Genomic DNA, 24,828 nt, shown 5'->3' on the forward strand with positions numbered 1-24,828 from the left:
AAGTGTTATCATTCAGAGAGAAGGAGGTGAAAATATGAAAAGGGTGCTCATCTGGTCGGCTCTGATCACAGCTGGTATTCTCGTGCTGGTTTCTGGATGTATCCCGGTGCCCATTCCCATCGATCTTGGAAACCTCGGTATCGAACCTCAGGCGTTCAAAGTGCCGGCGGGAAGTTCTTCTACACTAGAAGCAACGTGGACAAGCTTCACAATTAAAGCAGAAGATGTGAAAAACGCACAGCAAAGTGCGGGAGTTCCTGGAACAGTACATTTCCACAACATCGAAGTGTCTGGAAAGATCACAGTTGAAGGAGATCTCAGATTCGATGGATTCATAGGATTTGCGCTTGAGGAGCCATCATCTACGCCCACAACCGGTGATGTGACTATCAGAATTGACACCTCGCAGCAGAGCGAATACCCTCTTTCCATCTCCGCCAACAACTCAAGCGCCTTGAAAGCAGCACTCGACAAGATAAACAACGGCGAAGATGTCACTCTATGGGTGATTTTTGGTCAAAACGAATACGAGTCCACCACTGATGCCACCGTCACGGTCACCATCACCAACGTGAGGCTCTGGGTCACCTGGACCGCCTGGTAAAACAAAAGCCCCTCTTTTCGAGGGGCTTCATTCTTCGTCGAATGAAAGTTCCATGTAATCTGCTTTCACACCCGGGAGTTTGTTGAGTTTGTCACACAGTTCTCTGTGCTGCTCGGGACTTCCCACAAGTTCAAGAACTATGAGACCCGCTTCTGAGCAGTTATCGAGAACACCATCGTGAAGTCCGAGCCTTGTCTTGATCAGACAGCCCCAGGCTGTGAGAATCTTCTGAACTTTCTCTGCCGTTTCTCTTCTGTTTTCCACAAGGATTGCCATCACAGTTTTTATAGGAAGTTTTTCCGCCACGAGATCACCCCCTTGTTACTATTATAACAAAAGGTGATCTATAAAAAAAAACAAATCCCCGGGCGCTACCTACTCTCGCATGGGGCTGCCCCCATACTACCATCGGCCCAGGGCGGCTTAACGGCCGGGTTCGGAATGGAACCGGGTGTTTCCCGCCCCAGTATCGGCACCCGGGGATACTTCGAAGGGTCACTGGAAACTGCATAGGGGATTTCGGAGGTCAAGGCCTCGGCCGATTAGTACCGGTGGGCTCAACGCCTTGCGGCGCTTACACCCCCGGCCTATCAAGGTCCTCTTCTCGGACCGGCCTTACTCCCTTAACGGGATGGGAGGCCTAATCTTGGGGCGCGCTTCCCGCTTAGATGCTTTCAGCGGTTATCGCTTAGGGGCGTAGCTACCCGGCGTATGCCGCTGGCGCGACAGCCGGTACACCAGAGGCCCCCTCCTCCCGGTCCTCTCGTACAAGGGAGGACCCCCCTCAAGCCTCCTACGCCCGCGGCAGATAGGGACCGACCTGTCTCACGACGGTCTGAACCCAGCTCACGTACCCCTTTAATGGGCGAACAGCCCAACCCTTGGGACCTGCTTCAGCCCCAGGATGGGATGAGCCGACATCGAGGTGCCGAACCCCGCCGTCGATGTGAACTCTCGGGCGGGACCAGCCTGTTATCCCCGGGGTAACTTTTATCCGTTGATCGACGGCCCTTCCACACGGGACCGCCGGGTCACTAGGGCCGGGTTTCCCCCCTGCTCGGCCTGTCGGCCTCGCAGTCAGGCCGGCTTATGCCCTTGCACTCTGCGGTGGATTTCCAACCCACCTGAGCCGACCTTTGCACACCTCCGTTACCTTTTAGGAGGTGACCGCCCCAGTCAAACTGCCCACCTGGCACTGTCCCCACCCTGCTCTTCACAGGGTCAGGTTAGGACTCCAGTGCACCGAGGGTGGTATTCCACTGGCGGCTCCACCGCCCCTGGCGAGGCGGCTTCACAGCCTCCCACCTATTCTATACACGATGCACCGGAGCCCAATACCAGGCTGCAGTAAAGCTCCACGGGGTCTTTCCGTCTAGCCGCGGGTACTGGGCATCTTCACCCAGACTGAAATTTCGCCGGGCCCCCCGCCGAGACAGTGCCCCAGTCGTTACGCCATTCATGCAGGTCGGAACTTACCCGACAAGGAATTTCGCTACCTTAGGACCGTTATAGTTACGGCCGCCGTTTACCGGGGCTTCGGGTCGGAGCTACGCTCCCACAAGGGGAGCCTCACCCCTCCCCTTAACCTTCCGGCACTGGGCAGGCGTCAGTCCCTATACTTCCTCTTTTCGAGTTAGCAGAGACCTGTGTTTTTGGTAAACAGTCGCCAGGGCCTTGTCACTGCGACCGCCTCGGGCTCCCCCAGTTTCCGGGTTGCCCCTTCCCCTGGGTTCACCCTAACGCGGCACCCCTTCTCCCGAAGTTACGGGGCCAATTTGCCGAGTTCCTTGGCGAGGGTTAACCCGCTCCCCTGAGCCTTCTCAGCCCGCCCACCTGTGTCGGTTTGCGGAACGGGCACCTACGGTCTCAAGCGGTACGCGAGGTTTTTCTCGGCAGTGTGGGGTCAGCGCCGTTGGTCCCCGAAGGGACCTCCCCATCACGGCTCAGGCTCGGGGCGCGGATTTACCTACGCCCGTCATCGCCCTAACCGCTTGGAGGGGCATGCCACTTGCCCCCGGCGCCTACCCTCCTGCGTCACCCCTCGTACCATCGACCGCAGGTGGCGCCGGAATATTAACCGGCTTCCCTTCGGCTACCCCTTTCGGGTTCACCTTAGGGTCCCGGCTAACCCTGGGCGGACGAACCTTCCCCAGGTACCCTTGGGCTTACGGGGGGAGGGATTCTCACCCTCCTTTCGCGTACTCATGCCCGCATTCTCACTTCCGCCTCGTCCAGCGGCCCTCGCGGGTCCGCCTTCACCCTACAGCGGAAAGCTCCCCTACCGCCAGTACCTCCAGCGGAGGTACTGACCCGCGGCTTCGGGGGGTGGCTTGAGCCCCGTTACATTTTCGGTGCAGAGCGCCTCGGCTGGTGAGCTGTTACGCACTCTTTAAATGATGGCTGCTTCTAAGCCAACATCCCAGCTGTCTTAGGCGCTCCACATCCTTTACCACTTAGCCACCTCTTCGGGCCCTTAGCCGGCGGTCTGGGTTGTTCCCCTCTCGTCCGCGGAGCTTATCCCCCGCGGGCTCACTCCCGGGCTTTGTGTGCAGGAATTCGGAGTTTGACGGGGTTCGGAGGAAACCCCCCTAGCCCCATCAGTGCTCTACCCCCTGCACAGACCGCCCGAGGCTGCACCTCAATGCATTTCGGGGAGAACCAGCTATCACCGGGTTCGGTTAGCTTTTCACTCCTACCCCCAGGTCATCCGAGGACTTTTCACTGTCCACCGGTTCGGGCCTCCAGTGGGTTTTAACCCACCTTCACCCTGCCCAGGGGTAGCTCACCCGGCTTCGGGTCTGCCGCCGGTGACTGAGCGCCCTGTTCGGACTCGCTTTCGCTACGGCTACGCCTTCGTCGGCTTAACCTCGCCACCGACGGCAACTCGCGGGCTCATTAATCAAAAGGCACGCCGTCACCCCCAAATGGGGGCTCCGACTTCTTGTAGGCACGCGGTTTCAGGTCCTCTTTCACTCCCCTTCCGGGGTGCTTTTCACCTTTCCCTCACGGTACTGGTGCGCTATCGGACGGCGGGTAGTATTTAGCCTTGGAGGGTGGTCCCCCCAGCTTCCCACGGGATTCCACGTGTCCCGTGGTACTCGGGAGCACGGCCCAGGGAGTCCCTCCCCTTTCGCCTACGGGGCTGTCACCCTCTCCGGCCCACCTTCCCAGGTGGTTCGGCTAGAGGAGGGATTTGTAACTCCCCGGCGAGTCCGTGGCCTCGCCCGGCCGTGTCCCACAACCCCAGCGTGGCAACGCCCACGGGCTTTGACACCACGCTGGTTTGGGCTCCTCCCCGTTCGCTCGCCGCTACTAGGGGAATCTCGGTTGATTTCTTTTCCTCGGGGTACTGAGATGTTTCACTTCCCCCGGTGTCGCACCGCCTTTCGGCGGCGAGTGGCCTCAACGGCCACCCAGGTTTCCCCATTCGGGAATCCCGGGATCAACGCCTGCTTGCGGCTCCCCCGGGCTTATCGCAGCTTGCCACGCCCTTCATCGCCTCCCGCCGCCAAGGCATCCACCGCGTGCCCTTAGTACCTTGACCTCCTACTTTCCCCTATGCAGTTTTCAATGACCCTTCACCTTGGTGGAGACGAGGGGATTCGAACCCCTGACCTCCTGCTTGCAAAGCAGGCGCTCTCCCAGCTGAGCTACGTCCCCACCAATGGTGGGCTCGGGTGGACTCGAACCACCGACCTCACGCTTATCAGGCGTGCGCTCTGACCGACTGAGCTACGAGCCCGAGCCATTGGAATATGGATAGCAGCCCCCATTCATCTCCTAGAAAGGAGGTGATCCAGCCGCACCTTCCGGTACGGCTACCTTGTTACGACTTCGCCCCCCTCGCCAGGTTCTCCCTCGACACCCCCCCTCCCTTTCGGGTTGGGGTAGGTGTCTTCGGGAGCCCCCGACTCGGGTGGCGTGACGGGCGGTGTGTACAAGGCCCGGGAACGTATTCACCGCGGCATGGCTGATCCGCGATTACTAGCGATTCCGGCTTCACGCAGGCGGGTTGCAGCCTGCGATCCGAACTGAGGGCGGCTTTGGGGATTGGCTCCCCCTCGCGGGGTCGCAACCCATTGTACCGCCCATTGTAGCGCGTGTGTCGCCCAGGGCATAAGGGGCACGAGTACCTGACGTCATCCCCTCCTTCCTCCGGCTCGTCGCCGGCAGTCCCCCTAGAGTGCCCGGCCGAACCGCTGGCAACTAGGGGCAGGGGTTGCGCTCGTTGCGGGACTTAACCCAACACCTCACGGCACGAGCTGACGACGGCCGTGCACCACCTGTGCCGGCTCCCAGTCCCGAAGGACTGGGTCCCTACCCCTTTCGGGGAGGTACCACCGGCATGTCAAGCCCTGGTAAGGTTCTTGGCTTAGCATCCAATTAAACCACACGCTCCACCGCTTGTGCGGGCCCCCGTCAATTCCTTTGAGTTTCACCCTTGCGGGCGTACTCCCCAGGCGGCCCACTTAACGCGTTAGCTTCAGCACGGAGGGATTACCCCCCCCACACCTAGTGGGCATCGTTTACAGCCAGGACTACCCGGGTATCTAATCCGGTTTGCTCCCCTGGCTTTCGGGCCTCAGCGTCGGGGTCGGCCCAGGAGACCGGCTTCCCCACCGGCGTTCCTGCCGATATCTACGGATTTCACCCCTACACCGGCAGTTCCGTCTCCCTCTACCGCCCCCAAGCCTGGTAGTTTCGGATGCAGCCCCACGGTTGAGCCGTGGGATTTCACATCCGACACACCAGGCCGCCTACGCCCCCTTTACGCCCAGTAAATCCGGGTAACGCTTGCCCCCTACGTATTACCGCGGCTGCTGGCACGTAGTTAGCCGGGGCTTTCTAGCGGGGTACCGTCATCGGTAGGGCATTTCCTCCCTACCTTATTCTTCCCCCGCCACAGCGGTTTACACCCCGAAGGGCTTCGTCCCGCACGCGGCGTCGCTGGATCAGGGTTTCCCCCATTGTCCAAGATTCCCCACTGCTGCCTCCCGTAGGAGTGGGGCCCGTGTCTCAGTGCCCCTGTGGCCGACCACCCTCTCAGGCCGGCTACCCGTCGTCGGCTTGGTGGGCCGTTACCCCACCAACTACCTGATGGGCCGCGGGCCCCTCCTCCGGCGGGGCAAGCGCCCCTTTCCTCCACCAACTTGCGTTGATGGAGCGTATGGGGTATTAGCCAGGGTTTCCCCTGGTTATCCCCCTCCGGAGGGCAGGTTACCCACGTGTTACTCACCCGTCCGCCGCTGGGTACTCCTCCCCGAAGGGAGTTTCCCCCGCTCGACTTGCATGTGTTAGGCACGCCGCCAGCGTTCACCCTGAGCCAGGATCAAACCCTCCATATAAGATTCGATCCAGGCTCAACAAACTGGGGGGCTGCTATCCATATTTCAATGACCCGGGGACAAAAACCTTGAAGTTTGCTTCGGCTCTGAGTTCGTAACTTCTCTTTCCGGGTTCTATTCTTCTTTTCTGCTTTCTGAAGACCCTTCATCTCAACGTCGCCGAGATTAATAATAGCACCCCCTTCAACCTCTTTCAATTAAGAAAAAGATACGATAAAGTAACATCAAGATTAATCTGATACCTCGAGCGTGGGTGGATCGACCCGAACAATCGCATCGATTCCCAGTATTCTCAACGCTTTTTCCAGTTTTGGAAGTACTCTCTCCAAGTCTTCTGTTTTCACAATGAGATGGTGCCTGTAGAATCCTCTCAGTTTGAAAACCCAGTGCTCAACGGGTCCAAGAACCTCCTCGCCTTTCAGAAATTCTTTTAGAGAAGTCAGAGAATTCTTTCCAACTTCCGGATTCTTGGACTTCACAGCAACCTGAATGAGGTGACGATATGGAGGATAACCAAGGGCTTTTCTTCTTTCGAGTTCCTCGGCATAAAAACCGTTCACATCTTCTTCCAGAGCTTTTCTGATGATCGTGTCCTCCGGGTTGTAAGTCTGGATAATCGCCTTCCCCTGATCTCCTCTTGATGCTCTCCCAAGTGCCTGAACGACCAACTGAAACGTACGAAGCGAAGACGAATAATCAGGGTTGAAGATCAAAGAATCCACATCCATGATACATACGAGACCTATTTCGGGTACACTGAGACTCTTTGTGATCAACCTGGTTCCAACGAGTATATCTATCTCGCCTCTGATCAATTTGTCTATGTAACTTTCCAGCTCCATGATGTTATCGACAACCTCTCTATCGACTCTCGCTATCCTGCGAGTCGGAAAGTACCTTTTCAGTTCCCTTTCCACTCTTTCTGTTCCCGCTGTTCTTCCGACGAGACGCCCTCCACAGCGAGGACAGGATTCAACCAATCCGTACTCACGCCCACATTGATGACATTTCAAGGAATGCGTATCTGAATGGTACACCAGAGACACATCACAATTCTCACATTTGAGCACGTACCCACACACTTCACACTGGACACGACCCCAGAAACCTTTTCTCCTTACGTAGATGAGAACTCTCTTGCCTTCCTCGAGGGTCTCCTCTATTCTGTCAAGGGTCTTTTTCGCAAAACTTCCTATCTTCTCTTCATTTCGCATATCGACAACTTCCACAGACAAACTCCCGAACCTTCTCGTAAAATTGAACGTCCTGATGCGACCCTCTTTTGCCTCTCTGTAGGTCCACAAATCCGGTGTTGCAGAAGACAGAATTATGGGAACATCGAAAACTTCAGAGATTTTCCTTGCAACCACGATGGCATCGTAAGAAGGTCGAGTGTGTTGATAAAAACTCTCATCGTGTTCTTCGTCGACTATCAAGAGGGAAAGATTCTTAACTGGAACAAAAACAGCACTGCGTGTTCCCAAAAGCACATCGATTTTTCCGCTAACCGCCCTGTACCATTCCAGATTTTTCCTCGCTCTGGAAAGGTAGCTGTGATAAATCCCTATTTTCAAGTCCGGGAAGGCTCCCTTCAGACGTGAAAGCGTGTGGGTGAGAACAGAAACTTCCGGTACGAGGAAAAGCACAGTTCCTTTCCTCGAATACACATCGATCAACTCGAACAAAGCCTCGGTTTTTCCACTTCCAGTAGGACCAAAAAAAAGATTTTCCTTCGAGATATTTCCTTTGAAATCACCGCGAAGGATCCTTCTCTTTTTTGGAAGAACGTCACCACTCACTATTTCTACTATATTCTTCCTTTGAAGAGTTTCAATCACACTCTTTGAAACCTCCAGATCCTCCAGCAGCTCCTCAAGAGGGACCCCATCGTTGAATTGAAGGTATTCCACCACCATTCTCTGCTTCACAGTTAGATGTTCTCGAACGATTTCACTTATTCCCTTTTTCAGAAACAATCGTTTTTTCACACGAGGTCTTGGCTCTTTCACATAGAAATTTTTCTCCACCCTCACCAGGCCTTTTTTCACCATTTCTTTCAGAGCTTTTTCCCCGAAAGTTTCAAGAAAATCGCGCAGAGTCATCCTGTCGAAATCCAGAAACGGACTCTCCGAAACAACCACTTCCTCCTTGTAATCGTCGATACCCTGTGGGAAAAACAGATCGAAAACCATTCCTACAGGTGAGAAAAACCTTTCAGACACCCATTCTGCTATTTTCACATGTCCTTCGCTTAGAAAACTTTTACCGTCCCTTTCACTGAGCGTTGCTTCGTTTTCGTGTGAAAATGATCGTTCCAGTACGTAGCCCTTGACTTTTTCATTTCGCCACTTCAACCACACTCTTTCACCAGTCAAAAGCTCTTCTGAAGAGAAAACATTAAGCACTTTTCCCGAACCGGAGACAGCCACCTTGTAGTACATCTCACAACTCCTCCAGTTCTTTGAACCCTTCTCCAAGGGCCTGCCTCACTTCCTTGATTATGACGAAGGCTTTTGGATCAGCCTTCTTTATGAACCTGATCAGTTCGTTCAATTCCCTTCTCCTCACCACCACCAGAAGTATCTTCCTTTCTTTGCCGGTGTAAGCTCCCTTTGCGGGAATGTAAGTAGCCCCTCTTTGAAGAACGTTCAGCACAAAGTCTTTTATATCGTCGCATTTTTCAGAGATAATGATCACCTCACTCGACTGCTCAATACCTCTCATCATGAAATCCACCATTATACCGTTCAAAATAACTCCAAGAAGTGCGTACATACCTGTTCTGGCACTGAAAACAAGTCCTGCAAGTACCGCTATCGCGACATCCACCATGAGCAGCCCCGTTCCCATAGATATCCAGAAGTACTTGTTCAGAATCCTGGCCAGAATATCCGTTCCTCCTGTGGAAGCGTTCTGAGAGAAAGTTATGGCAAGGCCGGAAGCTGTGAGGATGGTTCCAAAAAACACGGCAAGAAACAGATCATCACCGGTGTACTTTGGAAGGGGAATAATGCGGTCGAAAAGATCCACGAAGAAGTTAAAAACAAAGGTGCAATAAATAGTCTTCGCGCTGAAATCGAATCCTATCGTCAAGAAAGCTATCAAAAAGAGCAAACCGTTGAGTATGTACATCCACACACCAACGGGGATCGGCACAAAACTGTGAAGTATTATCGAAAGTCCACTCACCCCACCAGCCGCTATATCGTTCGGTATGAGGAAAACAACGAGTCCAACGGCAGTGATCAACGTTCCAAGAGTACTCAGCACGTACTCTTTGATTTTTCCTATCAACTTCTTTCACCTCCACAAGAGAAATCAGAGGGAGGAAGAAGAGATGAAGACCTTACCGCCCAGAGGAACGTTCAGTACTTCGGCAACGAAATCACACTTTGCTGTCAGGAGGAAGAAGAGATTCTTTTTCTCCTCTTCGTAGAGACCTTCGAAGTTTCCCTGGCCTTTGGAGATCACAACATCGAACTCAAAGAATGCCTTTCTGAACTCCTCACTCGCCTTATCAAGCATGACACCAGGTTCGTCCACTCCAGAGCTAATAACAGTGGCGATCTCTTCCAGACCGATGTACTTCGCGTCCTCAATGGTTGCATCGTTGATAATGGGTTTGCCACGAACCGCCACAACTACCTCCAGCGATGGATTCTCCATCTTCAGGACTTCTATGAAGAACTTGTCAAACACGATTTCTCCCGCGTTGTCAGCCACATAGAACAGAGTGGAAGCGTTCATCAACACATTCCTGAATTCCTCGAAGTCTTCTCTGTCGAACGGCCTTTCGTAAGCCTCGTGTAGTTTTTCAAAGATTTCATCAACACTCCATCCCGGTATCCCGAGATCTATCAGATTCCCAGAAACGGCGAGTTTTGCGGCGGAATACACAGGATCGGGAGAGTTCAAAATCTCTGGTCTGAACATTTCAACGAGTTTCATGGCCATATCGTTCGATCTTCTTTTCTCCTCTTTGAAAGGATCTTCTTCCTTTATGTACTCCATTATGAACCTGTGAACCTCTCCGTTCACTTCGAGAGGCTTCATACCCCACTTCATTTCACTCATAATCCTGAAAACTTCCCTGAAGATCACCCATCTCTTTTCAGGAGAAGTGATGGTTTTCTTCAGAAGATTCTCCGCCTGTCTGAGACTGCAGATCAGACACCTTTCGTCAGCCCTCAGATACCTCATCGTCGATCTCCTCCAGCTTCTTGATTACGATATCGATCAGATCCTTAACCTTTCGAATTTTCGATATCTCCTCATCTTCTATTCTCAAGGCAAATTCATCTTCAAAGAACATCACAAGATCTATCACGTCTATCGAATCGAATCCAAGCTCTTCAAATGTGTTTTCTTCATCAACCGTTTCAAGATCTTTCCCCATTTTCTCTGACGCGATTTCGACAAATTTCGCCATGAGCTTTTTCCTTTCCACGTGAAGTCCCCCCATGAAATCCTACCACAATTTTAAAGGGGGCCGAAGCCCCCGTTTATCAGAACAGGTGAACGTGTTTGAATATGGAGACAGCTATCACCGAGACCACCGACATGATCTTTATGAGAATGTCAAGGGAAGGTCCAACGGTGTCCTTGAGAGGATCTCCAACCGTGTCTCCTATAACCAGTGCCTTGTGCGGCTCGGAACCTTTTCCGTACCCTTCCAGATTACCCGCTTCCAGATACTTCTTCGCGTTGTCCCAGGCTCCTCCAGAATTGGCCGTCAGAATTGCGAGCATCGCACCGCTGAGGACCGTTCCTATCAACACCCCTCCAACGAACTCCGCTCCGAGGAGGAAACCAGTCACAAGCGGTGTGAGAATCGCTATGAACGCAGGATAACCCATCTGCTTCAGAGCGTTGTCACTGGTGATTTCAATACACCTGTTGTAGTCAGGCTTGGCCTTACCTTCCAGCAGTCCTGGGATTTCTCGAGCCTGTCTTCTGATCTCATCCACCATCTTCATAGCTGCCTTGGTAACTGCCGAAATAAGATATCCACTGAAGTAATATGTGATGGCTGCACCAAGGAGGGCGCCTGCTATGACCCTCGCATCGAGCATGTTCAGAAGAAGCACGAGTGAAGGAGGCTTCCCAATATCAGAAGGACTGATCTGGGAGAACATGTAAGACGCAAAGAGCGAAAGCGCTGCAAATATAGCGGATCCTATAGCGAATCCCTTTCCTATGGCTGCGGTGGTGTTACCGACCGCGTCGAGGTGATCCGTGATCTTTCTGACCTCGGGATCCAGTTCACACATTTCGCTTATTCCACCCGCGTTGTCCGCAATGGGACCGTAGCTGTCAACAGAGACGGATGTTGCAACAAACGAAAGCATTCCAAGCGCGGCAATCGCCACACCGTAGAGACCCGCAAAATAATCAGCAAAGAGGATACCAAGAACAAGTGTTAGAGTGGGGAGAAACACGCTCTTCATTCCCAGTGAAAGTCCGTTCGAAATGACCATTCCGGTCCCTTCGATAGAAGATTTACTCAGAAACTGGGTCGGTTTGTAGTGGTAACTCGTGTAGTACTCGGCCCAGAATCCTATGAGAATCCCTGAGAAGATGCCTATAATCGCTGAGAACCAAGGTGAGATGGCTCCAAATCGGAATCCAACTACATCGAGTCCCTGAAGATCTTTCAGATAGAAATACGTCAGAAAGGCTGTGAGGACAACTGTGAGCAGCGCAGATGTCCAGAGACTGATGTTGAGTTCTCTTTGAGGATTATCAGATGGTTTCTTCACGATCACGTACAGTATTCCAAGCATCGAACAGCCAAGACCAGCAAGAGCAAAGAAGATAGGATAGCTGATGAGAGCTTGTATCGTTTCTTTCGGTACTTGATGTACCAGATTCTCGCCTATCTTCTGAACGTAGATTGGGAACATGTAAGAAGCGAGGATTATGGAAGAAACTATCGCTCCAACAAAGCTCTCCAAAAGGTCCGCTCCGAGCCCCGCAACGTCTCCCACGTTGTCTCCCACATTGTCTGCGATCGTTGCCGGATTCCTGGGATCGTCTTCCGGGAGGTTCAATTCGGTTTTTCCAACGAGGTCAGCTGCCATGTCAGCGGCCTTCGTGTAAACTCCTCCACCGACCCTATCGAACATGGCAATGATTGAACATCCAAGGGCGTATCCAGAAACGGGCATCGCAAAAGGAACAAAGTTTATTCCAAGCCAGTTCGTGTATATGTTCAGATTGTCCACCTGTCCCATCCACTTTCCGAAAATCAGATACACCAGGACGAGTCCAAGCAGAGCGAATCCACCAACGGAAAGACCCATAACGCTTCCACCTTGATACGCCACTTTCAGAGCGGGGCCTATCTTCTTTGTGGTTCTGGCAGCCTCCGCCACCCTGACGTTTGCCCTGGTGGCCATCTTCATTCCCACGATACCAGCAGATGCACTCATAACGGCTCCCAGAAGAAACGCCACGCCCGTCTGCCAGGTTGTGAAGATCATGAGGAGTATCGCTATGACGATGGCAACTTTAAAAATGGCTTTTGTTTCGTGTGCAAGGAAGGAATCTGCTCCACTTCTGATGTAAGAGGAAATCTCTTTCATCCGCTCGGTCCCCTCTGGTTTTCTGACGACGGCTGCGAAGTTTGCGGCAGCAAAACCGAGTGCAACAAGCGGAATTAAAAAGAGCAGCCACATACATTACCCCTCCTCCATGAGAGATTTTATTTCTTCATATAAAAGCCTCAGAGTTGCCTGATAATCTTCCTCTCCCCTTTCCACCTTATCCATGATCTCCTCTAATCTTCGTGTGGTCTCTTCTGTGACGTATTTCTCATAACGCTCTTTCAGATAGGAATAAACCATTACACCAAGTCTGGTTGGTCGAACTCTTTTGTATTTGTCTTCGTACACATAGCCTCTTCTGAAAAGCACCTCTACTATTTTTGCATAAGTAGAAGGTCTCCCAATACCTCTTTTCTTCATTTCTTCCACAATAGAAGCCTGAGTAAAGAGAGGAACGGTGTGTTTTTTGTAAAACTTTTTTTCTTTTATCTTGTAGTTTCTGTGTTCAAATCTTGGAGAAACTGTTAACGGCACGAAGAGATTCCAGCCGTCTCTCAAAATCTCGACTATCTGTTCTATTCCAATCCGCTTACCATCCACATCGACTGTCACGATCTGTTTTTTCACCTTCACAGCCGCGGATTGACTGGCAAGAAAGCGGTTGAAGATGAGTTCATAAACTCTCAAATGTTTCTTGGTGAGATCGGCTATCAAACCTTCCTCGACCATCTCCTCAAGTTCCCTGGCATCTATAGGCTTCACGGGCCTTATCGCCTCATGAGCACCTTCTGTTGACCAGCTTCTTCCCATGAATATATCCTCTTTTCCTATCTTCCTGAGGTAGGTTCGCGCGACGTTCTGACCCTCAAGAGAAATCCTTGTTGAATCCGTTCTGTGATAGGTGATGAAACCTTTTTCAAAAAGATCTTGAAGGATGTCCATCACTTCTTGAACACCGAGCCGCAATTTTTGTGAAATCTCTGATAATGCCGAAGATGTCGTGTAAGGTGGTAGCGGATTTCTTTCTTCTTCGACTTCCTGTAGTTCCACAACGGTTACCACGTCATCTGCGATTTTCCCTTCGACTTCCAGATTCACACCGTTTTCCAGAACAAGGAGAGTGAAATCCTTTTCGCTTTTTTTGTATTCTTCTTCTCTCTCTACTATCCATCCCAGAACGGTGGATTGCACCCGGCCTGCCGAGAGATTCGATCTTCCAAATCTTTTCTGCAGTTTTCCACTGAGTTCAAACCCTATCCACCTGTCCTGCACTCTCCTCACGATCTGTGCCTTCACCAGATTGAAATCAACGAACCGGACGCTTTCCCTCGCTTTTTTGAAACCGTACCTTGTGATTTCGTGCATTTCTATTCTCCTCAAAGATCTGGTGGCTGGAAGAAGATACTGAGTCACATCCCAGGATATTTTCTCTCCTTCAACATCTGGGTCTGTTGCCACAAGGATTTCGTCTGCCTCCAGTGAAATCTCTCTTAGGGCTCTGAGCGTTTCTGTCTTATCATCTATGTTTTTCGAAGAACATACAGGACACTCATCCCTATCCTCCGTGAACTGGTATCCACAATCTCTGCATCTTTTCAGAGAGTTGTACACGGGAACAAATTTTCCATTTTCTTCCTCTACTCCGTGGATTCCTCCCTTTGTAACAAGATCGTAGACGTGTCCCCTCGTCGCGGTGAAGAGTATCACTCCCTCGCCTGTCACCGCTTCATGGACAATTATGTTTCTCTCTTTCCGAGAAGAAGCCCTTCCAAGGAACCTGGAGAGCGTCTCTGCTTTGGTCGGAGACTCCACAATGATCAGGAGAGATTTTGATGTGTCGGTCAGTTCCCCTTCAATTCTTTTTCTGCTTTCCTCTACCTCGTGAACCAGTTCTTTCCAGTTCGTTTCGGACTCCTCTATTATTTCTTCTTCTGCGATAAGAAGGAGCCTTGTTTTCAGCGATTCGAAAATTTCTTCGTCTTCTTCGAAGATCACAGAAACACCCTTGACCAGTACACCGTTCAGTATTCGGGAGGATCTCCCAGACGCCTGTATGTATGTGTAAACATCTGGGATGGTCATCTCCAGGTCTTCATCTTTAACAACCACTCCTCTGAAAATTTCTTTTATTTTCTCAACGAATTCTTTTTGAGTTAAATGCTCTTTCGCTATCTTTCTGAGCTCCTCGACATCTGGGTTCTCCTGAGCTTTTATCAAACCCATTTCCTTTAAAACCCTGGCAAGAACAAACCTCGGTGCTCTGTCAAATTCCAGTGAAAATCTCATGGAAGGAGTTCCCCAGAAGATCACGTATTTTATTCTTTCGGGAAGATCGACACCTCTTGTGAGTTTTCCGTAGTACGCCTGAACACCTATCAGAATGTTGAGTTTTCCAACTTTGAAATCTTCGAAATTCTTCTCAAATTCAGACCATGTTTCCCCAACATTGAATTTGAATCTTTTCAAGTACTCATAAAGCTCTTTACCCTCTTCTTCAGTTTGTGTGAAGATCAATATCCCATCTCTGAAAATCTCCAGCAGCTCTATCAATTTCTCTTTCGATCTGGTGGAGATCCTGACATGGGTGATGTTTCTTGCTACCGAAACCAGCCTTCCGACGGTGAAATTAAGGAGATCTCTGAAGAGAAGGGGCCTTATACCACGCGGTTTGGCGGTGGCAGAAGAAACCACAAGAATACCTGGCTTCAAGCTTTTGGGCCTTTCGTAAATCTTTCCCTGCTTTATAGTCGAGAAAGCCTTTCTTATGATCTCCTCCGGTATTCCAACCATCATGAGCAAAGTGTCTATGTTCCGGGAGGCCTTTAGGACAGCATCCACATCGTCCACGAAAACAAAGTCAAATCTTTTTTGGGAAAGCTTTTCTCTGTTTTTCGAAACGAACTGAGTGGAGAAAACCAGGATATGGTAATCGTCTTCCTCAAAGCTTTTCTCGAACTTTTCTTTCTCTTCTTTTTTCATCGAGGAATAAAAACCGAGGATTTTCACCTTTTCATCGGCAAACTCTTGAAGCCTTTCGAGAGTTTGCTTCACCAGAGTAACCGTTGGGAAAACGAGAGCGGATTTTTTCCCTTTCCTTGCCAGCCACAGGGCTGTCATCATTCCAAAAGTCGTTTTCCCTACACCGGTTGGTGCAACCATCGTGAAACTTTTTCCCTGAACAATCCTCTTTGCCCACAACCTCTGATAACCCGTCAAATCCTTTCCGAATTTTTTCTTGAAGAAACTCCTGAAATCTTCGTACTCGTTCCAGAAATCGTGATAGAAACGATACTCTTTCAGAGTCTTTCTTTCAAGAAGAGCCCTATAAATATCAGAAGGGGACTCCTCGAGAAGACAAACTTCACAAGGAAGTCCCCTTTCGTTTCTTTCATCGGTGTTCAATCCCCCACAGTTGATACAGGAATGATGGTATTTGGAATTCACTGCCAACTTCTCAGATACCTCCTCTGTTTCTCTGTCAGCTCATCTATCTTTATTCCTAGAGAATCCAGTTTCATCCTGGCCACTCTTTCGTCTATTTCATCTGGGAGCGTGTACACCTTCGGTGACATCTTTCCGTGATTTTCAAGAAGATAAAGCACGGCGAGGATCTGAAGTGCAAAGGACAGATCCATTATTTCTACTGGGTGGCCATCTCCCGCTGCCAGGTTGACCAGCCTTCCCTCCGCAAGAAGAAAGACCGTTTTACCATTCTCAAGAGTGTATCCTGTCACGTTCGGCCGTGCTTCGAACTTTTCAACCGCAATTTCTTCCAGTACCCTCACCGGGATCTCCACATTGAAATGCCCAGCGTTTGCCAGAACTGCCCCGTCTTTGAGAGAAAGAATATCTTCCTTTGAGAGAACGTCGGTGTTTCCTGTGGCCGTCACCAAGAAATCGGCAATCTTCACGGCCTCCTTCATAGGCATAACTGTGAACCCATCCATGATCGCTTCGACGGCTTTTACAGGATCGACCTCCGTTACGATCACCCTGGCTCCTAGTCCCGCTGCACGGAGAGCGATCCCTCGTCCGCACCAGCCGTATCCCGCCACCACAACGTTTTTTCCAGCAACGAGAAGATTTGTGTTTCTCATGATGGCATCCCATGTGGACTGACCCGTCCCGTATCTGTTATCGAAGAGATACTTCATCTTGGAATCATTCACAGCGATAACGGGTACTTTCAGTTTTCCTGTCTCTTCCAATGCCTTTAAACGTCTCACGCCCGTCGTGGTTTCTTCGGATACCCCTTTGAGATTTTCGAGAACCTCTTCTTTTTCGGTGTGAGAAATCACCGTGAGATCTCCTCCGTCGTCTATTATGAAGTCCGGTCTTTCGTCGAGAACTTTCATGAGATTTTCTCGATAAATGTTCTCGTCGTGTGTTCTTCTCGCATAAACGGTTATTCCCTTTGATCTGAGCGCTTCCGCTACATCATCTTGCGTTGAAAGTGGGTTGCTTCCTGTGATCACCACTTTTGCTCCAAGCTTTGACAGAGTAATCGCGAGATAGGCCGTCTTTGCTTCAAGGTGTATGCTCATTCCAACGGTGAAACCAGATAGCGGCTTTTCGCTCGAATACTCCTCGGCGATTTTGTTCAGAAGGGGCATGTATCTGGAAACCCAGTTTATCTTCATTTCACCTGTGTTCATCGTACTTTTCCCTCCACTATTTTCTCGAAGAACCTCAGAATCTTCGTACCAAAAAATTCTTTCGCACTGATCGGTTCTACTTTTATCACACGAAATCCGAAAATCTTACCAGTGAGCACATCTGTAAAAATCTGATCTCCTATCATCACGCAGCGCTCTGGATCGATTTTTTCCTTTTTCAGGAATCTCCAGAGCTTCAGGCTGAAAGGCTTCCCCGCCCTCCAGATGAACGTGACTGGAAGATCGACCTTTCTTGGTTTTCCATTAGAAACAACAATCACACGAGCTCTTTTTGCCAGTTCGATCAACAATCTTCTCTTACTCTCTTCAAGTTTGCTCTCTTTCCACGGAACAAGAGTGTTATCGAAGTCAAAAAAGAAACAGGTGTAGCCTTCTTTCAAGAGACCTTCGAAGTCTATGTCTTCGACCCTTTCAACTCTTTCGACTTTCATGCCTCGCCGGGATTCTCCTTTACCTCAAGGATTTCAAGATCCACCATCTCCTTACATCCTTCAAGGAGCTTTATGGCCTCCTCAGGAAAAGGAGTGATAATTTTCAAAACTCCATCTTCGTATTTTCTGATGTTGAACATATGCTCTTCCACCTCAAGAAGGTAGTTCAGAAGGTGAACATCCTCTTTTGAAACCCTCACGTAAACATCGTATTCCATATCAAGAATTCCTCCTCACAATCTCGAAGGTAAGAACTCTCAAAGAAGCGGTTATGTCTATGTTCTCTACCGGGACAGATACCTTTATCTTCACGGGGGCGAAATTCAGAATCCCCTTGATGCCTGCTTTTTCCAATCTTTCAGCTATCTCCTGAGCGTGTTCAGCGGGAACGGCTATCACTCCTATTTCGACACCGTGTTCTTCAACAAATTTTTCGAGTTCACTCACATCACTCACAGCGAGGCCAGGTGCCACTTCTTTTCCTATCTTTGACGGATCACTATCAAAAATTCCTATTATCCTGAAACCCTTTTCCTTCATCACTGTGTAGTTCGCAACTGCTCTTCCTATGTTTCCAGCTCCCACAACGACCAGCTTCCACTCCTTTTTGACACCGAGAATCTCACCAATCGCATCGTAAAGATGTTCCACGTTGTAGCCAACCCCGCGCTTTCCAAACTCTCCAAAATATGACAGATCCTTTCTTATCTGACTCGCTTTGAGATCGAGCCTTCTTGCGAGCTCTTCCGAGGATACCACCTCTACACCCTCATCGAGGAGCCTTTCAAGGCACATGTAGTAACTTACCAACCTTTTTGAAACAGGCTTCGGTATCTTTTCCGCCATTCTATCACCTCATACCACGATATTTACGATTCTTCCCTTCACGTAAATGAATTTCCTTATTGGTTTGCCATCGACGTATTCCTTGACCCTTTCTCTTTCGAGGACGATCCTCTTCAGAGCCTCTTCAGAGATATCCACAGGCACAACCACTTTGTCTCTCACCTTTCCATTTATCTGGATGGCGATTTCGACTTCCTCCACTTCGAGCGCTTTTGGATCGTAGGAAGGCCAGGCCTGCTGGACAACAAGACTATCGTTTCCGAGATCGTGCCAGAACTCCTCTGCAAGGTGCGGTGCGAAAGGTGAAAGAGCGAGTGTGAGTTTTTCTACTATCTCTCGCAGGAGTTTTCTGTTCCATTCCTCCTGCGGTACACTGTTCAAGTACTGGCTCAGGTGGTTCACGAGTTCCATCAGACCACTTATAGCGGTGTTGAACTTGAATCCACCTTCTATATCCTCCGTTATCTTCTTGATAATACTGTGAAGCTTTCTTCTGAGTTCCTTCTCTGTGGAGTTTTTCAACACAAGATTCTCCGTGTTTTCTTCTTTCACAAACGGAAGAACCGTGTAGAAAGTGTTCCAGAGCCTTTTGATGAACCTGTGAACACCTTCGATACCGGCGTCACTCCATTCGGCGTCTTTCTCTGGAGGTGCCATGAAGAGTATGTACATTCTCAAGGTATCCGCCCCGTATTTCTCTATCATCTCATCCGGGGACACCACGTTCCCCTTCGACTTGGACATCTTGGCACCGTCTTTGTAAATCATTCCCTGTGTGAAGAGGTTGGTGAAGGGTTCGTCGAAATTGAGATAACCCAGATCGTGCAGTACCTTGGTTACGAATCTGGAGTACAGCAAATGCAGTACGGCGTGTTCCACCCCTCCGATGTACTGATCCACCGGTAACCAGTAGTTCACATCATCGGGCTCGAACGGTTTGTCCTCCAGGTGAGGATTCACGTATCTGAGGAAGTACCAGGAAGAATCAACGAAAGTGTCCATGGTGTCCGTTTCTCTCTGGGCTTCTCCACCACAGATGGGACACTTTGTCCTCTTGAAACCTTCGTGGAAAGAAAGAGGAGATTGACCCGTTGGAAGAAATTCCACGTCTTTTGGAAGTCTCACTGGAAGGTCCTCCTCTGGGACGGGTACAATACCACATTTTTCACAGTAGATGATGGGGATTGGAGCGCCCCAGTATCTCTGCCTCGATATGAGCCAGTCTCTCAACTTGTACTGGACCGACCTCTTTCCAATGCCTTTTTCCTCGAGCCAATTTATGACTTTTTCTATTCCTTCGCCGCTCGGTGTTCCATCGAACGGTCCGGAGTTCACCATGATACCCTCGCCTTCGTAGGCTTCTTCCATCTTCTCCGGATCGAGATCTCTGTCTGCTGGTTTAATCACAACCTTTATCGGAATTCCGTATTTTTTAGCGAAGGAGAAGTCCCTCTGATCGTGGGCAGGAACTCCCATGATGGCACCCGTTCCATACTCCATGAGGATGTAGTTTGCCACGTAGATCGGTATCCTCTCGCCGGTCACGGGGTTTATGGCGTACCTTCCCAGGAAGAACCCTTCTTTTTCGGCCTCGACAGAGGTTCTTCTGAATCTGTCCTGTTGCTTTACACGTTCAAGAAACTCCTGAAGCTCTTCTTTCTTCTCCTCAGGAACGAGCTCTTCAACAAGGGGAGACTCCGGTGCAAGAGCCATGAAAGTGACACCCCAGAGTGTGTCGGGCCTGGTTGTGAAGACCCTGATCTTTGTATCCGATCCTTCGACAGGAAAATCTATTTCCGCACCGGTGCTCTTTCCTATCCAGTTTCTCTGCATGGTCTTGACGTGCTCCGGCCATCCTGTGAGCTTGTCCAGGTCGTTCAGCAGCCTTTCCGCGTAATCCGTGATCTTGAAAAACCACTGTTCGAGGTGCCTTATGGTGACGCTCGTCCCACACCTTTCACATTTTCCGTCTTTCACCTGCTCGTTCGCAAGAACAGTTTTACACTTGGGGCACCAGTTGACAGCTGCCTTCTTCTTGTAGGCCAAACCATTCTTGTAGAGCTGGAGAAATATCCACTGGGTCCATTTGTAGTACTCCTCGTCGCAGGTCGCGATTTCTCTGCTCCAGTCGTAGCTTATACCGAGTTTTTTCACCTGTCCTCGAATAGTGTTGATGTTCTTCCTTGTCCACTCTTCAGGATGAATTCCCTTTTCGATTGCGGCGTTCTCGGCGGGAAGTCCGAATGCGTCGTATCCAAACGGGTGGAGGACGTTGTATCCTCTCATCCTCTTGTATCTTGCGACTATGTCACCTATGACGTAGTTTTTCACGTGCCCTACGTGGAGGGTTCCAGAGGGATACGGAAACATCACGAGAGCGTAATACTTGGGTTTCTCAGACCTCTGAGGTGTATAAAAAACCTTCTTTTCTTCCCATACTTCCTGCCATTTTTTCTCTATTTCCTGTGGTCTGTATTCCTTCATGTCTACACCTCCTGATATTTCCTTCTCAAAGTTAATAATATCAGATTTTTCAGCCATTTGTGATAGAATTTTTCGGAAAGGAGCTGGAAGTATGAGGGTGGTACTGATAGTTCTGGACAGTGTGGGAATAGGTGAGATGCCCGACGCTCATCTGTACGGCGATGAAGGGAGCAACACCATTGTGAACACCGCAAAAGCGGTGGGTGGGTTGCACCTTCCAAATATGGCAAAACTGGGTCTCGGCAACCTCGACGACATACCAGGTGTTGAGCCTGTGAAACCCGCAGAAGGCATCTACGGGAAAATGATGGAAAAAAGCCCCGGTAAAGACACGACGACCGGACACTGGGAAATAGCGGGAGTCATCCTCAAGAAGCCGTTTGACCTGTTTCCAAATGGTTTTCCCAAGGAACTGATAAAAGAGTTCGAGAGAAGAACGGGGAGGAAAGTCATAGGTAACAAACCTGCATCCGGTACGGAAATCATAAAAGAACTTGGTCCGATCCACGAGAAGACCGGTGCTCTGATCGTGTACACATCAGCGGACAGTGTGTTTCAAATAGCGGCAAAGAAAGAAATCGTTCCCCTGGAGGAACTTTACAGGTACTGCAAAATCGCCAGGGAACTTCTGAACGAAATGGGATACAAAGTTGCCAGGGTTATCGCAAGACCCTTCACAGGAGAGTGGCCCAACTACGTTCGAACACCCGAAAGGAAAGACTTCTCGCTCGAACCGGAAGGTAAAACACTTCTCGATGTCCTCACAGAGAATGGAATACCCGTTTACGGTGTTGGCAAGATCGCAGATATATTCGCTGGAAGAGGCGTGACGGAAAATTACAAGACGAAGGATAACAACGATGGAATAGACAAAACGATCTCACTCATGAAGGAGAAAAATCATGACTGTCTGATCTTCACAAATCTTGTGGATTTTGACACCAAATACGGCCACAGAAACGACCCCGTTTCTTACGCCAAAGCCCTCGAGGAGTTCGACGCAAGATTACCTGAGATCATGCATAATCTGAACGAGGACGACGTTCTTTTCATCACGGCAGATCACGGATGTGATCCCACGACTCCCTCAACGGACCATTCCCGGGAAATGGTCCCCCTCCTTGGATACGGAGGAAGACTGAAAAAAGACGTTTACGTTGGCATCAGGGAAACCTTTGCCGACCTGGGCCAAACCATCGCCGATATCTTCGGAGTTCCCCCTCTTGAAAACGGAACCTCCTTCAAAAACCTCATATGGGAGTGAAAGATGAGACCATGGCATACCTCGAAGTTCTCAAATATCTCTATCACAAAAGACCTATGGGAAAGGTGAAACCAGGTCTTGAGAGGATCTCAATGCTACTTTCAAAACTGGGAAATCCCCATCTGAAATACAAAAGCATACACGTAGGTGGCACGAATGGGAAAGGTTCCGTAACGAACATGATAAGTCATATCTTGATATCTCAAGGGTACAGAGTGGGATCCTATTACTCCCCTCATCTGAGCACGTTCAGAGAAAGGATAAGGTTAAACGAAGAGTACATATCCGAAGAGGACGTGGTGAAGATCTACGAAAAAATGGAGCCGATTCTGAACGAGCTCGACAAAGAAGAAATATTCTCCCCAAGCTTTTTTGAAGTTGTAACGGCGATGGCTTTCCTCTACTTTGCGGAAAAAAACGTTGACATCGCCGTCCTGGAAGTTGGTCTTGGAGGCAGGCTGGACGCAACGAACGTGGTGTTCCCTCTTTGTTCCACCATCGTCACGGTGGACAGAGATCACGAAAAAACGCTGGGATACACCATAGAACAGATCGCGTGGGAAAAATCCGGAATAATAAAAGAAAGAGTTCCCCTTGTGACAGGGGAAAGAAAAAGAGAAGCCCTCAAAGTGATGGAAGATGTTGCCCGAAAGAAGAGCTCAAGGATGTACGTCATCGACAAGGATTTTTCCGTTAAGGTTAAATCTCTGAAACTTCACGAAAACAGATTCGATTACTGTGGGGAAAACACCTTCGAAGATCTCGTCCTGACCATGAACGGTCCTCACCAGATAGAAAACGCCGGTGTTGCCCTGAAGACTCTTGAAGCAACAGGACTTCCGTTGAGCGAGAAAGCAATACGCGAAGGCTTGAAAAATGCGAAAAATCTGGGAAGATTTGAAATCCTGGAGAAAGATGGAAAGACGTACATCCTCGATGGAGCGCACAACCCTCACGGAGCGGAAAGCCTTGTCAGAAGCTTGAAATTGTACTTCAACGACAAACCCTTGAACCTGGTAATAGGCATTCTGGACGACAAGAACCGGGAGGACATTCTTCGAAAGTACACCGGAATCTTCGAAAGGGTCATAGTCACCTGTGTTCCTTCACCTCGTATGAAAGACATGAACAGCCTTGTTGACACGGCAAAGAAATTCTTCAAAAACGTGGAAGTCATAGAAGATCCCCTGGAAGCGATCGAATCCAGTGAGGGAGACACAGTTGTTACAGGATCACTGTTTCTGGTGGGATACGTAAGGGAGTTCCTGACAACCGGAAAGATAAATGAGGAGTGGAAACTATGATAGCGGGAATCTCTGGAAGGGTTTTGAAAAAGAGTGGAAACGTTCTCCTCGTAGAGACAAAATCTGGAGTCGTTTTTGAAATCGTCTGCGATGTTCAAACCAGTGAGGAAGTGGAAGAAGGCGGGGAATGTTTTCTCCACACGTTTTTGAGCGTTTCACAGGATGGCATCACCCTCTACGGGTTTTCAAACGAGATGAAGAAGGAACTCTTCCTTTCTCTCACAAAGGTTTCCAGGCTTGGGCCAAAAACGGCCTTGAAGATCATCTCGAACGAAGATGCGGAAACACTGGTAGCAATGATCGCCTCTCAGGACGTGGAAGGCCTTTCAAAACTTCCCGGCATCAGTAAGAAAACAGCGGAACGGATCGTGATGGAACTGAAAGATGAATTCGAAAGTGCTGGAATAAAAGACATGAGGATCTATCATGAATCCTTAGAGGCCCTGATATCACTGGGATACCCGGAGAAACAGGCAAGAGAAGCGGTGAAACACGTGTACAGAGAGGGAATGAAAACATCCGAGTTGATAAAAGAAGCTTTAAAGTTTCTGAGTCACAGATAGTTTCTTTTCAATGTAAAGCAGAAAGAATCCAAGAGTTAGTGAGAGTACAAGACTCAAGATAGATGGCAGAACGACGTTTGTATTCATCTTTTTCGGAAGGACCTCGTAGAGAGACGCGAGAATCATCCCACCGATGAAACTGTAAGTTTCCTCCCGGAATCTTTTCAAAAGAAAGTTCATGATCTTTACGGAGACAAGAATTCCGGCGACAACTCCGATGGAGAATATCAGAAGCTCACCAATTATCAGGTGCGAAACCAGATAAAGAACGTGATCGTAAACACCGAAAATCAGAAGGATCAGCGAACCACTGATACCGGGCACTACCATGGCCATCGCCGCTACGAAACCCGCCAAGACGAGAAGGAACATGTTTTCTTTTGCAGTTGTTCCACCTGAAAAATGCAACATAAAAATCAAAAACATTCCAAGCAAGACGAAGAATATGTTCACAGGTTTGATCGAGAAATACTCCTTTGTTTTCACAAAGCTAACGATGACGAGTCCCAAAAAAAAGAAATGTGTTGGAATCGGATACTTCGAAAGGGAGATTTCTAAGAAGCGCGCTATACCAAATACTCCCACCAAAACACCTGTTCCCACAGGTATCAGCACCTTCAGAGATTTCGAATTTCCATGAAAAAAAGAATTCACCGATTCTATCAGTTTCTCATAGATACCCATGAGAACGGCGATTGTACCACCGCTGACACCCGGTACCACGTTCGCTATTCCCATAAGAACACCTGAAAAGAAGAACCACACC

Annotated in this window: 17 protein-coding genes, 2 tRNA genes and 3 rRNA genes; 4 read left to right on the top strand and 18 right to left on the bottom strand. The window is 49.6% G+C overall.

The genetic code is table 11. The annotated features are described in order from the left end of the window. The first annotated feature begins 34 nt into the window (after positions 1-34). Positions 35-604 carry a hypothetical protein gene (locus TRQ2_RS03950; RefSeq protein ID WP_012310741.1) on the top strand — a complete coding sequence of 190 codons (570 nt, stop codon included), beginning with the start codon at positions 35-37 and terminating at the stop codon, positions 602-604. A gap of 27 nt (positions 605-631) precedes the next feature. Here the strand turns inward: TRQ2_RS03950 and TRQ2_RS03955 are convergent, their stop codons facing one another. The 17 genes from TRQ2_RS03955 to leuS all read right to left on the bottom strand — a co-directional run bounded on the left by TRQ2_RS03955 (position 632) and on the right by leuS (position 20,931). Then, positions 632-910 (bottom strand): hypothetical protein, encoded by a 279-nt coding sequence (locus tag TRQ2_RS03955; protein WP_008193941.1) that lies wholly within the window; start codon positions 908-910, stop codon positions 632-634. 57 nt (positions 911-967) lie between these two features. Then, positions 968-1,084: ribosomal RNA gene (gene rrf / locus TRQ2_RS03960) — 5S ribosomal RNA — on the bottom strand. Positions 1,085-1,126: 42 nt separating this feature from the next. Further along, positions 1,127-4,148: ribosomal RNA gene (locus TRQ2_RS03965) — 23S ribosomal RNA — on the bottom strand. 40 nt (positions 4,149-4,188) lie between these two features. After that, a tRNA-Ala gene (locus tag TRQ2_RS03970) sits at positions 4,189-4,264 on the bottom strand. A 5-nt stretch (positions 4,265-4,269) separates the two neighbouring features. After that, a tRNA-Ile gene (locus TRQ2_RS03975) sits at positions 4,270-4,346 on the bottom strand. Positions 4,347-4,388: 42 nt separating this feature from the next. Continuing rightward, positions 4,389-5,949: ribosomal RNA gene (locus TRQ2_RS03980) — 16S ribosomal RNA — on the bottom strand. Together the 16S, 23S and 5S rRNA genes with 2 tRNA genes alongside form the textbook arrangement of a ribosomal RNA operon. Before the next feature lie 230 nt (positions 5,950-6,179). Further along, positions 6,180-8,390, bottom strand: a complete 2,211-nt coding sequence (priA, locus tag TRQ2_RS03985; protein ID WP_011943343.1) for a primosomal protein N' — start codon at positions 8,388-8,390, stop codon at positions 6,180-6,182. A gap of 1 nt (position 8,391) precedes the next feature. Beyond that, the gene (locus TRQ2_RS03990) at positions 8,392-9,243 is read right to left on the bottom strand and encodes a YitT family protein (protein ID WP_012310742.1); all 852 of its coding nucleotides are present in this window, start codon (positions 9,241-9,243) and stop codon (positions 8,392-8,394) included. A 24-nt stretch (positions 9,244-9,267) separates the two neighbouring features. Continuing rightward, complete coding sequence (locus TRQ2_RS03995; RefSeq protein WP_012310743.1) at positions 9,268-10,149, bottom strand: DUF89 domain-containing protein; 882 nt, start codon at positions 10,147-10,149, stop codon at positions 9,268-9,270. Next, on the bottom strand, positions 10,130-10,396 hold the full coding sequence (locus TRQ2_RS04000) for an acyl carrier protein (RefSeq protein WP_029683257.1): 267 nt from the start codon (positions 10,394-10,396) through the stop codon (positions 10,130-10,132). Before TRQ2_RS04000 ends, TRQ2_RS03995 begins: the two co-directional genes overlap by 20 nt. 58 nt (positions 10,397-10,454) lie before the next feature. Next, positions 10,455-12,626 carry a sodium-translocating pyrophosphatase gene (locus TRQ2_RS04005; protein ID WP_012310745.1) on the bottom strand — a complete coding sequence of 724 codons (2,172 nt, stop codon included), beginning with the start codon at positions 12,624-12,626 and terminating at the stop codon, positions 10,455-10,457. A 3-nt stretch (positions 12,627-12,629) separates the two neighbouring features. Beyond that, entirely contained in the window at positions 12,630-15,938 is a 3,309-nt protein-coding gene (gene rgy / locus TRQ2_RS04010) for a reverse gyrase (RefSeq protein ID WP_238514482.1), read from the bottom strand. After that, positions 15,935-17,149, bottom strand: coding sequence for an adenosylhomocysteinase (locus TRQ2_RS04015; protein WP_012310747.1), 1,215 nt, complete (start codon positions 17,147-17,149; stop codon positions 15,935-15,937). Before TRQ2_RS04015 ends, rgy begins: the two co-directional genes overlap by 4 nt. Then, a complete protein-coding gene (locus TRQ2_RS04020) occupies positions 17,146-17,601 on the bottom strand; it encodes a YqeG family HAD IIIA-type phosphatase (protein ID WP_012310748.1) in 456 nt (151 codons plus the stop codon). The genes TRQ2_RS04015 and TRQ2_RS04020 overlap by 4 nt, the downstream gene beginning before the upstream one ends. Continuing rightward, positions 17,598-17,819, bottom strand: a complete 222-nt coding sequence (locus TRQ2_RS04025; RefSeq protein WP_004082801.1) for a DUF4911 domain-containing protein — start codon at positions 17,817-17,819, stop codon at positions 17,598-17,600. Before TRQ2_RS04025 ends, TRQ2_RS04020 begins: the two co-directional genes overlap by 4 nt. 1 nt (position 17,820) lies before the next feature. Then, a complete protein-coding gene (locus tag TRQ2_RS04030; protein WP_012310749.1) occupies positions 17,821-18,447 on the bottom strand; it encodes a redox-sensing transcriptional repressor Rex in 627 nt (208 codons plus the stop codon). 9 nt (positions 18,448-18,456) lie between these two features. Then, positions 18,457-20,931: a leucine--tRNA ligase gene (gene leuS / locus TRQ2_RS04035; RefSeq protein WP_012310750.1), complete on the bottom strand. Its 2,475-nt coding sequence runs from the start codon at positions 20,929-20,931 to the stop codon at positions 18,457-18,459. 91 nt (positions 20,932-21,022) lie between these two features. Here leuS and TRQ2_RS04040 point away from each other — a divergent pair, with 91 nt between their 5' ends. Genes TRQ2_RS04040 through ruvA form a run of 3 tightly spaced genes read left to right on the top strand, consistent with a single transcriptional unit; the run spans position 21,023 to position 24,062 of the window. Further along, positions 21,023-22,195 carry a phosphopentomutase gene (locus tag TRQ2_RS04040; RefSeq protein ID WP_012310751.1) on the top strand — a complete coding sequence of 391 codons (1,173 nt, stop codon included), beginning with the start codon at positions 21,023-21,025 and terminating at the stop codon, positions 22,193-22,195. An 11-nt stretch (positions 22,196-22,206) separates the two neighbouring features. After that, the gene (locus tag TRQ2_RS04045) at positions 22,207-23,499 is read left to right on the top strand and encodes a folylpolyglutamate synthase/dihydrofolate synthase family protein (RefSeq protein ID WP_148186749.1); all 1,293 of its coding nucleotides are present in this window, start codon (positions 22,207-22,209) and stop codon (positions 23,497-23,499) included. After that, positions 23,496-24,062, top strand: a complete 567-nt coding sequence (gene ruvA, locus TRQ2_RS04050; RefSeq protein ID WP_012310753.1) for a Holliday junction branch migration protein RuvA — start codon at positions 23,496-23,498, stop codon at positions 24,060-24,062. Before TRQ2_RS04045 ends, ruvA begins: the two co-directional genes overlap by 4 nt. Here ruvA and TRQ2_RS04055 read toward each other — a convergent pair. Then, the gene (locus tag TRQ2_RS04055) at positions 24,039-24,827 is read right to left on the bottom strand and encodes a DUF368 domain-containing protein (RefSeq protein ID WP_012310754.1); all 789 of its coding nucleotides are present in this window, start codon (positions 24,825-24,827) and stop codon (positions 24,039-24,041) included. The genes ruvA and TRQ2_RS04055 overlap by 24 nt on opposite strands. Between the last annotated feature and the right edge of the window lies 1 nt (position 24,828).

The organism is Thermotoga sp. RQ2 (genome assembly GCF_000019625.1).
GTDB classification, from domain to species: domain Bacteria; phylum Thermotogota; class Thermotogae; order Thermotogales; family Thermotogaceae; genus Thermotoga; species Thermotoga maritima.